Below are 12,960 nucleotides of genomic sequence, written 5' to 3' on the forward strand. Positions count from 1 at the left end.
CCCTCGCTAACCCTGCGTCGGCCGGTTATAGCCGGCGCGGAAAAACTTCTCCGCCAGCCGGCTGTCGCCGCCGGAAAAAAACTCGCTCATCGGCTCGCTGCCGAGGCCATAAGCGCGGCTCAGCTGCCCGGCTTCGAACGCCGCCCGATTCTCGTCGCCGCAGCGCAGCGCCAAATGGTGCGCATAGCCGAGCACAAAGCCGCGCTTGTAGTCGGAGCAAAAGCGCGACAGCTCCGTCTCCGGCTTCAGACTCTCCGCCTTTAACCCCGCCAACAGCCCTTTGCCAAAATGGTCACCCACGGTTTCCTCCTCATTACGCCATCGCTATATAACAAAATATACAGCGAGTGAGCGAACGAGAACATACTCCCTAAGTTTTACTCGCCGCATAAAAAAGGCCCGCCAAGCGGGCCTGAGGGTAAGCGGGCAATCACAGCGTGAAATTCAGCCCTTCGCTGACGGTCTTGCCCAGCGGCAGGCGGCCCGACGGCGCCTCTTTTTCCTGCAGGAAATCTGGCAGGCGGGCTTTGTCGCCCGGTTTGCCGATCGCCACCATGGCGTGCACCGCATAGTCGTCCGGCAGCTGCAGCGCCGCCTTAATCTTGTCGTGGTGAATTCCGCTCATGCAGTGGGTCAGCCAGCCTTTCAGGTGCGCCTGATGCGCCAGGCTGGCCCAGGCGGCGCCGGTATCGAACGCGTGGGTCGGGTTGTCCACCAGCCGTTCGCCGTTCAGGCTGGTGGTTTTGGAGACGATCACCACCAGCGCCGAGGCGTGCTGCGCCCAGCCGCGGTTGAAGTCGATCAGGAATTCCAGGTAGTTCTCCCAGCTGTCGGAACCGTGCTTGCTGTAGGCAAAGCGCCACGGCTGAATGTTGTAGGCCGATGGCGACCAGCGCGCCGCTTCAAAAAAGCTCAGCAGCGTTTGATCGTCGATGGCGTCGTTGGCCATCGCGCGCGGCGACCAGCGTTCGATAAATTGCGCATCAATCGGGTAATCGGAGGTTCTTGGCTGGCTCATGATAGGTTCTCGCAGTGAAGTAAAAACAAAAGTTCGCTGATATTCCCACAGCTTAGGGCGATAAAACTTTTATTTCGTGCCATTGCCCTGCGGCAGCTCCTGCTGCAGCCAGGCGAGAAACGCCCTGACCGGCGGATGCCGCTCGCGCCCCGGTGCGCACAGCACGCTGTACGCGGCGCCCGGTACGCGCACCTCCGGCCGGTACGCCACCAGCAGACCGTTGTCCACCATTTCGGACACCATCACCGAGCTGGCGAGCACCATCCCCTGCCCGGCCACCGCCGCCTGCAGGGCGTAATGCTCCTCGTGATAGCTGCGCATCGCCGCATGGCGCTGCCACCAGTCCACGCCGGCGGCCCGGCACCAGTCGCGCCAGCCGCTGTCGTACAGCGCCGAATCCCCCCATTTGACGGTGATCAGCACCGGGTTTTCCGGTTCGGCGGCGGCCAGCCCCGGCGCGGCATAAACGCCAAAGCTTTCCTCCAGCCGCGCCGTCTGATGCAGCGCGGGATAGTGCGCGCGGCTGTAGCGCACCGCCACGTCCACGCTGGCGTCCTGCTGCAGATCGATCACCTCGGCGCAGGCCTCCAGGCGCACCAGATAGTGCGGGTAGGCCTGGTAGAAACGCCCCAGGCGCGGCACCAGCCACAGCGCCGCGAAAGAGTGCGTGACCGAGACGCACAGCGATCCGGTGCTGGGCTGCGGCCGCAGGCCTTCGAGCGTGGCGGCGATGTCCAGCAGCGCGCCGTGCGCCCCGGCAAACAGCGTTTCGCCTTTCGGCGTCAGCCGCACGCCGCGCGGCACCCGCTCGAACAGCGCAAACCCCAACTGCTGTTCCAGCGCTTTGATCTGGTGCGAAATCGCCGTCGGCGTCACCGCCAGCTCGGCCGCCGCCAGCTTGAAGCTGCGCAGGCGAGCGGCGGATTCAAAGGTGCGTAATGCGTTGACGGGCAGCGTGGCAAACATGGCGAAGCCTCTTGAGATGAGTTGAAATCATCCTGGCAGAAAAGCGGTCATTTGTCGCCCGCCGGCACTTGTTTCTAGAGTAGGGCTGAATCCACTTCATACCGAGGAACATGACATGAATACAACTCATCAATCTAAACGTCTGGTGGTGTTGGTCGGCAGCCCGCGCCGCGACGGCAACAGCGCCACGTTGGCGCAGGCGATCCTGGCGGGCGCCGCCGAAGCCGGCACGTCCGCCAGCCTGCATTTTCTCGATGATTACCTGAGCGGTTTTCTGAGCGATGAACGCCACACGCCGCCACCGGCCGATCGCTACGCCGAGCTGTTTCTGGAGCACTTCCTGCCGGCCGACGGCGCGGTATTCTGCACGCCGATTTACTGGTACGGCATGTCGGCGCAAACCAAGGCCTTTTTCGATCGCTCGTTCAGCTTCTATTCCAATGCCTACCCTCAGGCGAAACAGGTGCACCAGCGCATGAGCGGCAAACGCATCGGGCTGGCGGTGGCGTCGGAAGAGACCTACCCCGGTGCGGCGCTGGGCATCGTGCATCAACTCCAGGAATTCAGCCGCTACACCCATTCCGCCTTCGTTGGGCTGGTGCACGGCGCCGGCAATCAGCGCGGCGAGATCGCCCGCGATCCGCGTAATCCGCTGCAGGCCGCCCGCGAACTGGGGCGCGAGTTTTTCACTCGCCCCTATTCGGATTATCAGATGGACAGCCCGCGCAGCACGCAGGTGTGGGAGGAGTAAGCGCGGCGCCCGGAGGCAATTGCAAGCATAACGTTAGCATCTGTCGCAATCTGTTGCGGGCCATTGGCCCGCCGTTGCCGCACTTGTATGATACGACGCGGCGCCAGACGGTGGCCGCCAATCTCAAGCGGAAGCGAACTGCAATGTCTAAACAGTGGAAAATAGCGGCGGCCAACGCCGGGCTGCGTCTCTATACCCGCATCGCGGGCAATTTCCGGCCCGTAGCAAGCTTCGATCCGCAGCAATCCTTTGAGCGCATCGTGATTTTCTCCACCAGCGCCCTCGGCGATCTGATGTTCAACACGCCCGCCATTCGCGCATTATGCGAACGCTATCCCGACGCGCAAATCACGCTGGTCTCCAGCCATAAAAACCGGCAGCTGGTCGAAGGCAGCCCCTGCTTTCATGACGTGATTTACTGGGACCACAAGGCCAAAGACATGTTGGCCGTTATCCGGCGCCTGCGAAAAAACCGGCCACAGCTGGCGGTCATCCTGCACTCGAAGGCGCCTTACGACGTGCTGGTCGCCATCGCCGCCGGTTGCCAATACCTGTTCAAAGACGTTTACGGCAACAAACCGAGCGGCATGGAGCGCTGGCTGACCGGCGTCAGCCACAGCAGCGACGGCCATTTGATTCAGCGCAAGCTGGATATGGTGGGGCAATTGGGGTGCCGTACCGACAATCCTGACATGTTCATCCCGGTCGCTTTTCCCGCGCTGGCGAAACCGGCGGGCAAGATCCTGATCGGCTTTCAGATGGGCGCCTCCGAAACGCTGCGCCGCTGGCCGGTCGATCGCTTTGTTGAGCTGGCGCAACGGCTGCTGGCGCACTCCCCCGACTGTCAGATCGCGTTGATTGGCAGCAAGGCGGAGCGCAGCCTCGAGCGGGAATTTATGGCGGGTTTGAGCGAAGAACAGCAACAGCGGGTGGTAAGCCATATCGGCGCGACCACGTTGCCGCAACTGCTGGCGACGATCGCCAATCTGCAGGTGCTGGTAACCGGCGATACCGGGCCGCTTCACCTCGCCGTGGCGTTGAAAACCGCCACCGTCAGCCTGTTCGTCACCGCTAACCCGCGGCATACCGGCCCCTATCAGGACAGCGAACGGCATCAGGTGATGCACGTGCCGGTTGACAGCGCCGCGCTGAGTGCCGCTGAGCGCCGCCAGCCGCTTAGTATTATCGCGGCGGAACAGGTGTGGGAGAAGACGCTGGCGGCGCTGCCGTCCGCACAGTCCCGATCCGTTTAGGCTGCGACAGCAACAACGCCAGCGGCAGCCAAAACAGGTACCAAAACTCCGCCGGATTGGCGATCACAAACATGCCCTGCGAACTGTAAAATACCAGCATAAACAGAAACAGGCCCGCCTCCCAACGCCGCCCTGCGCGCCAGTGCGCGATGGCGAGCCGCGCGCCGTATCCCAACAGCGCCAGCAAAAGCAGGAAACCCACGCAGCCGCCCTTCAGCAACGCGCCAAGGTACAGGCTGTGCGTGGTGTGGTTCAGCTCGCCGGTGTAATTGAGAAAGTTAAGCTGCTTATCAAAGCCGTAGCCGAAGAACGGAGCCTGTTCGAGCAGCGCCAGGCTGTGGCGCCAGATGCTGATGCGAACAAAGCTCTGTTGATACAGCTCGCCAAAACGCGTAAGCAACATTTCGCCGATCGCGCTGTAAACGACGGCGAGAACCACAGCCAGCGCGCCGGGCAACAGAAACCACAGCCATCGTCCCGGCCGGTGTCGATAAGGCATCGCCACCACCACCGCGAACGCCAGCGCGATCAGCGGGCCACGGCTTTGCGTCAGCACCATGAACGCCAGCAGCGGCGGGATAAAGCACAGCGCCGCTTTTTGCCCGGTATCGCGGAAAATCATCAGGCTCAGCAAAATGGCGATGGCGGCGTAACCGGCCAGATCGATCACGTTGCTCGGCCCTGGATTGCGGGCGGTGGTTTCCCGCAGATGATAAATCGACGGGGCGTCGACCAGCGTCAGATACAGGCACAGCGCCGTTATGCCGGCCAGCATCGCCCACTGCAGTTGATGACGCCGCTCACCGTCTAGCAGCGTCACCAGCCAGGCGAGATAGAGCAGGATATAGGCGCTGTGGGTCAGGGCCGACTGCATGTCACCCGGCGTCTCGCCCCACAGCGCGCTGAGGGAATAATAAAGCAAAAACATCAGCGCCAGCCCGCCGCCCCAACGCGCCTGATGATTGGCCCACAGCTGCCGCCGCAGCGGCGGCCAGGTGAACACGGCGACCAGCCACAGCAGCGCCGCAAGATGAAACAGGTTGTTGACGCGGGTCTGCCCGCAAAAGATCGCGCTTAAAAATGCGAAGGCTAAAAACAGCGCGCTGCCGAGGCGATAACACCGCTCAGGCTTGCTGAAAGTAAACATTGCCGTCCACCTTCTCGAAGATATCGCTGCCGATAGCGCTGTGCGGGGAAAGGTTTTTTATCGCGATCTGCTGTTTTTGCATGACCGCGCCGGCGTGCCGAAAAGCGGGGATCACCAGCGACTCCACTTTGTCCGCCAGGAACGTCGGTAACCGATCCTGCTCCGTTTCGTAAAAGCGCGGCTGGTGGAAGTTGTTCATGTCCAGCCCGGCGATAAACAGCTGCCTGAAGCCGAGATAGGCGATGATTTGCAACGCCCAATAGGCCACGGTGCCGGCATCGAAAATGCCGCAGCGGATATCCTGGCTAAAGCCGAGCGTGCGGTTCGCGATGTAAAACTCCACGCCGTTTTCCCGGCAGTAGTGATCCCACAGCGCGCCGCTGTCGATCCGGGGGCGATAAATCTTGCAGGCCGCGTCTTCGACAATCGCCAATCGGCAGCCGATCGCCGCCTGTCCAAAACGATCGAGAATGCGCGCCACGCCGTGCACGGTGGTGAACAGCGTCAGCGCCGGCCGTTGAATGACATCGCGCACGATCTCCGGGCGGTTATCGATAAACCCCATGTCCACGATGACGTAGAAGTGAAAATCCACCTGCCGATGCAGGCAATAGGCGCCGTTGACCCCGATCGCGGGCATGGCGGGAATATTTTCGAAGCGCAGCGCCTTCACCGACGGGCCGGTAGCCGTCAACAACGCCGGCCCCCGGCAACTGTTGCGCAGTTCGCTCAGCGGGACGATCGGCACCGGCCGGTGCTTGTACCATAAGGCGGCGATTTCACCGCCCTCGCCGCGCGCAATCTTCACGTAGGGCCAGAGGTTTTCGTTATGCCGATAAGGGCGCGCGTGGGAATAGCGGTAGATCTGCTTAAAAAAAGAGCCCATGGTGGCGATGTCCTGTCCAGAGTGCGTGACGATACCTACAGAGGCATCTTTCTGTATGCTCAGAATTTAAAAACGTGTCAGCACTGGCCAGGCCGCACAGCGAGTATCTAAATATTCGTTTAGTGAGGCAATTTTTGTAATTTGAATTATTAGTCAGCGTATCGGCAAGAAATGTGTCGAAGTGTTATTTGAATGAGGAACTGTTGCCGTGCGTAAAAATACCGTGAATGGCGGCAGCGCCGCCGCTTGGCATTGATGGGGTTTTGTTATAACGTATCATAACTTTAGCCAAAGGAAGACGACGATGAAAATCCAGCTGTCGCTGCTGTTTCTCTGCCTGCTGGCCGGCAAGGCCGCGGCGTTTCAGTCGAAAGTGCCCGAACCGCGCCCGGAACAGGCGCGCGCGGCGGAACAAAACATCGAAAATCTGTTTTACGGCTTTCACGCCATGGACGCCCAGCCGGTGAACATCGGCAGCTGCGCGGCGGTGCCGGTGGCGGGATGCCAATGCGCGTTCTGCACCCAGCTGCGGCAGGCCGGGCGCTGAGCCGCCCCCCTTATTCAATTCAACTCAGCGCATACTGCACGATCAACTGCCCCTTCTTCATCTTTACGCCGGTGATAGCGATCGCGCCCACCTCGCCCAGCGTGGCGACATGGGTGCCGCCGCAGCCGTAGGCGGGCAGTTCGCCGAAACCGACCTGGCGCATCCCATCCACCGCCTGTTGGCGGCGTGGCAGATCGGCAGCGATCAAGCGCGCCAGCTCCGCCTGCAAAAAGTCCGCTTCTACCGTCTGCGCATCCGGCCCTGGCGTAAACGTGATGCGCCCTTCCCCCGGCCAATGATGCGCCTTGACCGGCCGCCACCCCCGGCTTTCTCCCAGCCAGCCGATCAGATGCCCGCCGGAGTGCCAGCGGGCGTGCAGGCGGCGCTGCGCTTCATCGATTTGCAGCGTGACCGGCCCGAGCGGCAGCGGCGCGGCGGTAAAGTGCACCACGCTATCCCCTTGCTGCTGCACCCGCAGCACGGCGACGCCGCCTAACGTCCCCACGTCGGACGGCTGGCCACCGCCCTGCGGGTGGAACAGCGTGGCGTCCAGCTCTACGGCGTAGGCGCCCGCCTCGGCCGGCGTACAGCTCAACACCTGCGCCTGGCCCTGTACATCGTCGCTGTAGTAATAACGTCGTTCGATCATCATTTTTCTCCTCGGTTCGAAGAGCCATTATATTCATGTCATAATCGAGGGATAATCCGCCGCTATCACAATGGACCTTTGCACCATGAGCACAAATCTTTCTTACGCCCTGTTGCCCGAAATGGCCGTTTTCGTTCAGGTGGTAGAGAGCGGCAGCTTTTCCGCCGCCGCCCGCAAGCTGGATACTTCGCCTTCCGCCGTCAGCCGCAGCGTGGCAAGGCTCGAACAGGCGCTGGCGCTGCAGCTGTTGCACCGCACCACCCGCAAACTGCGGCTGAGCGAAAGCGGCGAAGAGGCGTATGCGCACTGCCGCACCCTGTTGGCGGCCGCCGATGCGGTTATGGCGATCGGCGGGCGCGGCGCCGCGGAGCCCGAAGGATTGGTCAGCGTCAGCGTGCCCAAGGCGGTAGGCCGCTTCGTGCTGCATCCGCACATGCCGGCGTTCCTGCGGCGTTACCCGAAGGTAGACGTGCGGCTGCGGCTGGAAGATCGCTACATGGATCTGATCGACGATCGGGTCGATCTGGCGCTGCGCATTACCGATCGCCCATCGCCCGGGTTGATCGGCCGCCAGTTGATGAGAATAGACCATCTGCTGTGCGCCACGCCGCACTACCTGGCGCAGCACGGCACGCCGCAGCACCCGCACGATCTGGCGGCGCACAGCTGCATCTATCTGGGCGAAACGCCGAGCGACGCGCAATGGAAGTTCCGCCGCAGCGGCAAAACGGTGACGGTCAACGTGCGCGGCCGCTATGCCGCCAACCACACCGGCGTGCGGCTGGACGCGGTGAAACGGCATATCGGCATCGGCAGCCTGCCGTATTTTACCGCCCGCCAGGCGCTCGACGACGGCGAGATCGTGCAGGTGTTGCCGGAATGGGATTTCCTCAGCAGCTATCACGGCGGCCTGTGGTTGCTTTACGCGCCTAACCAGTATCTGCCGCCCAAACTGCGGGTGTTTATCGACTATCTCGTCGCCTGCCTGGCGCAGGAGCCGCAGCTAAAGCGCCTTGCGTAGCGTGATGTTGATGCGGTGCGGCCCCACCAGCGAGTGGTAGCCTTCCTTGACCGGCAGGATGCCGTGAAAACAGAGCCGCGATGGGCCGCCCCACACCACCACGTCGCCGTGCGCCAGCGGGATGCGCCGCGCCCGGTCGCTGCGTTGCAGGCCGCCGAATTGAAATACCGCCGGCAGCCCGAGCGACACCGAAACGATGGGTGCGCCGAAGTCGTGCTCGTCTTTATCCTGATGCAGCGACAGCTTGCTGCCCGGATCGTAGCGGTTCATCAGACAGGAATCCGGCACGAAGGGGCCGAAGCCCGCCTGCTGCGCGGCTTCGTCCGCCAGCGCCATCAGGATGGGGGGAATGGCCGGCCAGCGTTTGCCGCTGCGCGCGTCGCGTTCCGAATAGCGGTAACCGCGGCTGTCGCTGGTCCAGCCGTTGCCGCACCAGCTCATCGCCACCGACATCACGTGCCCGCCGGGCGTGGTCAAATGCCGCCACGGCACCTGGGCGACGACGCCCTGCACCGCCGCCAGCAGTTCCGGCCCGTGATCGCGCACAAAGCCGTGCATCACCACCGCGCCGGGGGCGATTTCTTCGCGCCACGGCGGCGGCAGCGCGTCTTCAAAAAGATCGATTGTCATCGCCAAAGCCTGTATGAATACACAGTAATCATTGTAACCCGCAGCCGCCGATTGTCCAGCGCCCGGCAACGCCATTGTCGTTGGCGGCAAATTTCTCTACAGTAGCCGCCATAAAATCAATCACTCACCAGGAATGCGTGTGATTAAGGGCATCACTCTTTCGGTCGTCGCCTCCATCTTGTTCGGCGCGATGTATTACTTCACCTCTACCCTCACCCCGCTGAACGGCGAGCAGGTCTACGGCTGGCGCACGCTGCTGACGCTGCCGTTCCTGACGCTGTTTATGGCGCTGTCCGGCGATTGGCGCAAGGTGGGCGACACGCTGGCCTGGATCGGCCAACGGCCGCAGCGTCTGCTGGGCCTGCTGCTCACCTCGGCGCTGCTGGGAGTGCAGCTGTGGTTGTTCCTGTGGGCGCCGCTGCACGGCAAGGCGCTCGACGTGTCGCTCGGCTATTTTCTGCTGCCGCTGACCATGGTGCTGGCGGGCCGTTTGATCTACCGCGATCGGCTGTCACTGCTGCAAAAACTGGCGGTGGCGTGCGCCATGGTGGGGGTGGGCAATGAGCTGTATCAGGCGGGCGGCGTCTCGTGGCCGACGCTGGTGGTGGCGCTGGGCTATCCGCTCTACTTTATTTTGCGGCGGCGTTTCGGCACCGACAATCTCGGCGGACTGTGGTGCGAGCTGGCGCTGATGCTGCCGGCGGCGGCCTGGTTCGCCTTCGGCGACGGCGGCTCAGCGGCGCTGCAGATCAATGCCGAGCTGTATTGGCGCATTCCGCTGCTCGGCGTCATCAGCGCCGTGGCGCTGGTGTGTTATATCCTCGCCAGCCGCCTGCTGCCGTTCAGCCTGTTCGGCCTGCTGAGCTATGTGGAACCGGTGCTGCTGGTGATCGTCGCGCTGCTGCTCGGCGAGAGCATCGGCCAAAGCGAATGGCCAACCTATCTGGCGATCTGGCTGGCGGTGCTGCTGCTGGCGGCGGAAGGCGCGCAGCACCTGCTGCGCCGCCAGCGGGTCTGACTCAGGCGGCCAGCGTGGCGCCGCCGTCGATCACGATGTCCTGCATGGTGATGTGGCTGGCCAAATCGGAGGCCAGGAACAACACCGCGTTGGCGATCTCATCCGGGCGGGCGATTTTGCCCAGCGGGATCCCCAGCTTGAACATCTCGGGGAAGCCGGCGATGGTACGTTGCTGCGCATCATCGGTCTGCCACATGCCGCGCTGCATCGGCGTGTCGGTCGAGCCCGGCGACACCAGATTGCAGCGCACGCCGAACGGCGCCATCTCCAGCCCCACGCAGTGGTTCAGGCTGGTCAGCGCCGCCTTGGAGGCGCAGTAGGCCGCCATCTGCGTGCGCGGTACGTGCGCAGCGTTGGAGCCGATGCTGACGATCGCCCCGCTGCGCTGCGCCTTGAAGTGCGGCAGCACGGCGCGGAACAGGTAAAACGCCCCCGAGGCGTTGACGTTGATGCACTGATGCCAGTCATCCACGCTCAAATCTTCGGTATTGCCCATGCGCAGAATGCCGGCGGCGTTGACCAACACGTCCAGTTTTGGGTTCTCCGCCAGCTGTTGGCGGCACACCGCCTCCACCTGCTCCGGCCGGCTGATGTCCAGCGTCACGCAGGGGTAAGGCAGATCCGAATTGGCGAACTCGCGGTCAAATCCCACCACCTCGGCGCCCTGCGTCAAAAAATGCCGGGCAATCTGCTCGCCGATGCCGCGCGCCGCGCCGGTCACCCACACGCGTTTGCCGGTGAAATCCATCTGAATGCTCATGCGCGCACCGCCATCCGGGCGCACAGCCGGGTCATGTTGTTGTTCATCGTTGTCTCCTGCGAAAGCGTATGACGCGGCGCGCACTGCGCCGCAAAGAGGCCTACAGCGCGCCGCTGTTCAGGCCGAAAGCGTTGAGCATGGTGCCCAGTTTGGCGGCGGTTTCCATCCACTCGGCCTGCGGCGTCGAGGCGGCGACGATGCCCGCGCCGGCGAACAGCCGCACCCGGTTGCCGCGCAGCAGGCCGCTGCGGATGACGATCGCCCACTCGCCGTCGCCGTTGGCGTCGCACCAGCCGACAATGCCGCTGAACAGGCCGCGATCGTGCGGTTCCAGATCGGCGATCAGTTGGCGGGCGCTCTCGGTCGGGAAGCCGCACAGCGCCGGCGTCGGATGCAGCAGGCAGGCCAGTTGCATCACGTTGAGATTCGGGTTCAGCAACTCGCCGCGAATGCGGGTGGACAGGTGCCACATGGTGCCGGTGCTGAGCAGCGACGGGCCGCTGGGTACGCTCAGGCTGGCGCACAGCGGCGCCAGGTGCCGGCGAATGTCGTCGATCACCAGCTTGTGTTCATATTTGTCTTTGGTCGAGCGCATCAGGCGCTCGCTGCCGAGGCGATCCTGCTGCGGATCGTCCTGACGGCGCGCCGAGCCCGCCAGCGGATTGGTGTGGATCTCGCCGCCCTGCTTGCGGATCAGCAGCTCCGGGCTGGCGCCGATCAGCACGCCGCCATCGGCCAGCGGCAGGGAAAAGTGGTAACCGGTCGGGTTCTGCACCATCAGGTTATTGAGGATCTGGTGGCCCGCCACCGGCTGCTCCAGCTCGATGTCGAGGATGCGCGACAGCACCGCCTTGTCCAGCTTGCCTTGTTTAAAGCGGCTGACCGCTTCCGCCACCGCGTGCTTGAAGCGCGGCTCGTCCGGAATGCTGGTGCAGGCGGCCAGGCGATGCGGCTGTTGCAGCATCGGGCGCGCGGCGCGGGTAAAGCTGTCGTTGGCGACAAACTGGCAGTTTTCAGGCACGTACAGGCTGGAAGGCCGGCGCGTATCGAACGGAATGGCGCCCACCACCACCGGCGTCTCCTGGCCGGCAGCTTTGGCGCGCGCCAGCGCCTGGCGGATATGCTGCGCCAGCGCGCTGCCTTCCTGCTCGCCGCCGAACGCCGGCGTCTCGATACGCTCGAACACGCCATCGGCGGAGAGGGAACGGAATTCGGACCGGTACAAAAAGGTCGATTGTTCGGCGTACACAAACCCGGGGAAGGTTTGGTTTTCTGTCGTCAGTGTCGCCACTAGACCACTCCTTTGTTGCGCCTTACCAATGATAATGTTTATGCGAATAATTATCATTAGCTGTAAAAGGAGGATAAATTACACCGGATCCCCAGCGTGGGTCAATCTCCGATGAATGAATCTTTCCGCCCGCCGCGGCAAACCTGCGTTACGGCAAAGTAAGAAATAACACACTGTTATTATTGGGTTTTAGAAAAGATAAAAGTCGTGACATCGTCACCTTCACGCCAAAAACGTCCGCTAAACCGGCGGCCGGCGGGGCAATTTGGCGTCAACGTCTTAAGCAGCGCTAATACAAACGTCTGCCGCTGTATATCCACGGCGATCATGCGCGCATCGAGAAAATCGAAGTAACAGCGCACCTGCGGATAAAGCGCCTTGAACAGGCTCTCTTTGGCGGAAAACGTCAGCGTCAGCAGTTCGTTGAACGGCAGCGTCTCGCGCAGCAACGCCTCGCGCTCCGCCGGGGAAACGATCGCGCTCCACAACTCCTCCGCCCGCACGTCGGAGAGCAGCGTCTCCACATCCAGCCCCACGCCGCCCAGCCCGCTCTCGCGGTGCACGGCGCACAGCGCGGTATCCGAATTATGGCTCAGCGCCCCGGCGATGCCCGGCGGCCACTGCGGCGCGCGATCTTCGCCGCGCGCCAGGGTGAAGTCGGCAAAACCGAGCGGCGCCAACAGTTGCCGCGCCAGAACACGCCCGGCCAGATACTCCGCGCGGCGCTTCGGCACCGCGCGCGCCAGATGATCCGGCAGCGCAAAACCCGCCTCGGGAAAACTGTCGTCGCGATACTCCGCCAGCGCAAAATGGCAGCGCGCCACCTGGCCCGGATAGCCGTCCGGCGTGAAAAATTCGATATTGCGGATAAAAGTGGGCAACGGCGGTATCCATGATAAACAGGCAGGCTGATGATGTTAGCCCCCGAAACGGCCTGCAACAATGACCCTGGGCAAAATAAATGGCGTTAAGGCCTGCGTGGCGGCGCGTTAGCCGGGATGGGGAGAGGCCTCTCCCCCGCGC

At 62.9% G+C, this 12,960-nt stretch carries 15 protein-coding genes; 5 read left to right on the forward strand and 10 right to left on the reverse strand.

Annotated elements, in window-relative coordinates; genetic code table 11:
• Window positions 1-6: 6 nt before the first annotated feature.
• The 3 genes from ACK3CV_RS16410 to ACK3CV_RS16420 form a co-directional block, all read right to left on the reverse strand.
• Window positions 7-300: a DUF2623 family protein gene (locus ACK3CV_RS16410; RefSeq protein WP_164037744.1), complete on the reverse strand. Its 294-nt coding sequence runs from the start codon at window positions 298-300 to the stop codon at window positions 7-9.
• A 130-nt stretch (window positions 301-430) separates the two neighbouring features.
• A complete protein-coding gene (locus tag ACK3CV_RS16415) occupies window positions 431-1,018 on the reverse strand; it encodes a nitroreductase family protein (protein ID WP_033635168.1) in 588 nt (195 codons plus the stop codon).
• Window positions 1,019-1,087: 69 nt separating this feature from the next.
• Window positions 1,088-1,984 carry a LysR substrate-binding domain-containing protein gene (locus ACK3CV_RS16420; RefSeq protein ID WP_164037749.1) on the reverse strand — a complete coding sequence of 299 codons (897 nt, stop codon included), beginning with the start codon at window positions 1,982-1,984 and terminating at the stop codon, window positions 1,088-1,090.
• 115 nt (window positions 1,985-2,099) lie between these two features.
• On the opposite strand from ACK3CV_RS16420, the gene ACK3CV_RS16425 reads away from it, so the two are divergent.
• Window positions 2,100-2,735, forward strand: a complete 636-nt coding sequence (locus tag ACK3CV_RS16425; protein WP_164037752.1) for a flavodoxin family protein — start codon at window positions 2,100-2,102, stop codon at window positions 2,733-2,735.
• A 143-nt stretch (window positions 2,736-2,878) separates the two neighbouring features.
• Window positions 2,879-3,988 (forward strand): glycosyltransferase family 9 protein, encoded by a 1,110-nt coding sequence (locus ACK3CV_RS16430; RefSeq protein ID WP_164037756.1) that lies wholly within the window; start codon window positions 2,879-2,881, stop codon window positions 3,986-3,988.
• On the opposite strand, the gene ACK3CV_RS16435 is transcribed toward ACK3CV_RS16430, so the two are convergent.
• Both ACK3CV_RS16435 and ACK3CV_RS16440 read right to left on the reverse strand, forming a co-directional pair.
• Window positions 3,918-5,135: an O-antigen ligase family protein gene (locus ACK3CV_RS16435; protein WP_164037758.1), complete on the reverse strand. Its 1,218-nt coding sequence runs from the start codon at window positions 5,133-5,135 to the stop codon at window positions 3,918-3,920. The genes ACK3CV_RS16430 and ACK3CV_RS16435 overlap by 71 nt on opposite strands.
• Complete coding sequence (locus ACK3CV_RS16440) at window positions 5,113-6,021, reverse strand: sugar glycosyltransferase (protein ID WP_033635173.1); 909 nt, start codon at window positions 6,019-6,021, stop codon at window positions 5,113-5,115. The genes ACK3CV_RS16435 and ACK3CV_RS16440 overlap by 23 nt, the downstream gene beginning before the upstream one ends.
• Window positions 6,022-6,325: 304 nt before the next feature.
• Between ACK3CV_RS16440 and ACK3CV_RS16445 the strand changes: the two genes are divergently transcribed.
• Window positions 6,326-6,568 carry a hypothetical protein gene (locus tag ACK3CV_RS16445; protein ID WP_033635174.1) on the forward strand — a complete coding sequence of 81 codons (243 nt, stop codon included), beginning with the start codon at window positions 6,326-6,328 and terminating at the stop codon, window positions 6,566-6,568.
• A gap of 19 nt (window positions 6,569-6,587) precedes the next feature.
• On the opposite strand, the gene ACK3CV_RS16450 is transcribed toward ACK3CV_RS16445, so the two are convergent.
• Window positions 6,588-7,217: an alanyl-tRNA editing protein gene (locus tag ACK3CV_RS16450; RefSeq protein WP_164037761.1), complete on the reverse strand. Its 630-nt coding sequence runs from the start codon at window positions 7,215-7,217 to the stop codon at window positions 6,588-6,590.
• A gap of 85 nt (window positions 7,218-7,302) precedes the next feature.
• Between ACK3CV_RS16450 and ACK3CV_RS16455 the strand changes: the two genes are divergently transcribed.
• A complete protein-coding gene (locus tag ACK3CV_RS16455) occupies window positions 7,303-8,238 on the forward strand; it encodes a LysR family transcriptional regulator (RefSeq protein ID WP_164037764.1) in 936 nt (311 codons plus the stop codon).
• Here the strand turns inward: ACK3CV_RS16455 and alkB are convergent.
• Entirely contained in the window at window positions 8,221-8,868 is a 648-nt protein-coding gene (gene alkB / locus ACK3CV_RS16460; protein ID WP_033635177.1) for a DNA oxidative demethylase AlkB, read from the reverse strand. The genes ACK3CV_RS16455 and alkB overlap by 18 nt on opposite strands.
• Window positions 8,869-9,007: 139 nt before the next feature.
• Here alkB and rarD point away from each other — a divergent pair, with 139 nt between their 5' ends.
• Window positions 9,008-9,886: an EamA family transporter RarD gene (rarD, locus tag ACK3CV_RS16465; protein WP_033635178.1), complete on the forward strand. Its 879-nt coding sequence runs from the start codon at window positions 9,008-9,010 to the stop codon at window positions 9,884-9,886.
• Window position 9,887: 1 nt separating this feature from the next.
• Here the strand turns inward: rarD and dhbA are convergent, their stop codons facing one another.
• The 3 genes from dhbA to ACK3CV_RS16480 all read right to left on the reverse strand — a co-directional run bounded on the left by dhbA (window position 9,888) and on the right by ACK3CV_RS16480 (window position 12,818).
• Window positions 9,888-10,646, reverse strand: a complete 759-nt coding sequence (dhbA, locus tag ACK3CV_RS16470) for a 2,3-dihydro-2,3-dihydroxybenzoate dehydrogenase (protein ID WP_164037767.1) — start codon at window positions 10,644-10,646, stop codon at window positions 9,888-9,890.
• Between the two features lie 100 nt (window positions 10,647-10,746).
• Window positions 10,747-11,937, reverse strand: coding sequence for an isochorismate synthase (locus ACK3CV_RS16475; RefSeq protein WP_033635179.1), 1,191 nt, complete (start codon window positions 11,935-11,937; stop codon window positions 10,747-10,749).
• A 179-nt stretch (window positions 11,938-12,116) separates the two neighbouring features.
• Complete coding sequence (locus ACK3CV_RS16480) at window positions 12,117-12,818, reverse strand: 4'-phosphopantetheinyl transferase family protein (RefSeq protein ID WP_164037770.1); 702 nt, start codon at window positions 12,816-12,818, stop codon at window positions 12,117-12,119.
• Window positions 12,819-12,960: the final 142 nt, after the last annotated feature.

Source organism: Serratia sp. TSO36 (assembly GCF_057808395.1).

Coding starts and splice junctions, on each gene's coding strand:
- ACK3CV_RS16415 (WP_033635168.1), bottom strand. CDS start 1,018: ATGAGCCAGCCAAGAACCTCCGATTACCCGATTGATGCGCAATTTATC.
- ACK3CV_RS16420 (WP_164037749.1), bottom strand. CDS start 1,984: ATGTTTGCCACGCTGCCCGTCAACGCATTACGCACCTTTGAATCCGCC.
- ACK3CV_RS16425 (WP_164037752.1), top strand. CDS start 2,100: ATGAATACAACTCATCAATCTAAACGTCTGGTGGTGTTGGTCGGCAGC.
- ACK3CV_RS16430 (WP_164037756.1), top strand. CDS start 2,879: ATGTCTAAACAGTGGAAAATAGCGGCGGCCAACGCCGGGCTGCGTCTC.
- ACK3CV_RS16435 (WP_164037758.1), bottom strand. CDS start 5,135: ATGTTTACTTTCAGCAAGCCTGAGCGGTGTTATCGCCTCGGCAGCGCG.
- ACK3CV_RS16440 (WP_033635173.1), bottom strand. CDS start 6,021: ATGGGCTCTTTTTTTAAGCAGATCTACCGCTATTCCCACGCGCGCCCT.
- ACK3CV_RS16445 (WP_033635174.1), top strand. CDS start 6,326: ATGAAAATCCAGCTGTCGCTGCTGTTTCTCTGCCTGCTGGCCGGCAAG.
- ACK3CV_RS16450 (WP_164037761.1), bottom strand. CDS start 7,217: ATGATCGAACGACGTTATTACTACAGCGACGATGTACAGGGCCAGGCG.
- ACK3CV_RS16455 (WP_164037764.1), top strand. CDS start 7,303: ATGAGCACAAATCTTTCTTACGCCCTGTTGCCCGAAATGGCCGTTTTC.
- alkB (WP_033635177.1), bottom strand. CDS start 8,868: ATGACAATCGATCTTTTTGAAGACGCGCTGCCGCCGCCGTGGCGCGAA.
- dhbA (WP_164037767.1), bottom strand. CDS start 10,646: ATGAGCATTCAGATGGATTTCACCGGCAAACGCGTGTGGGTGACCGGC.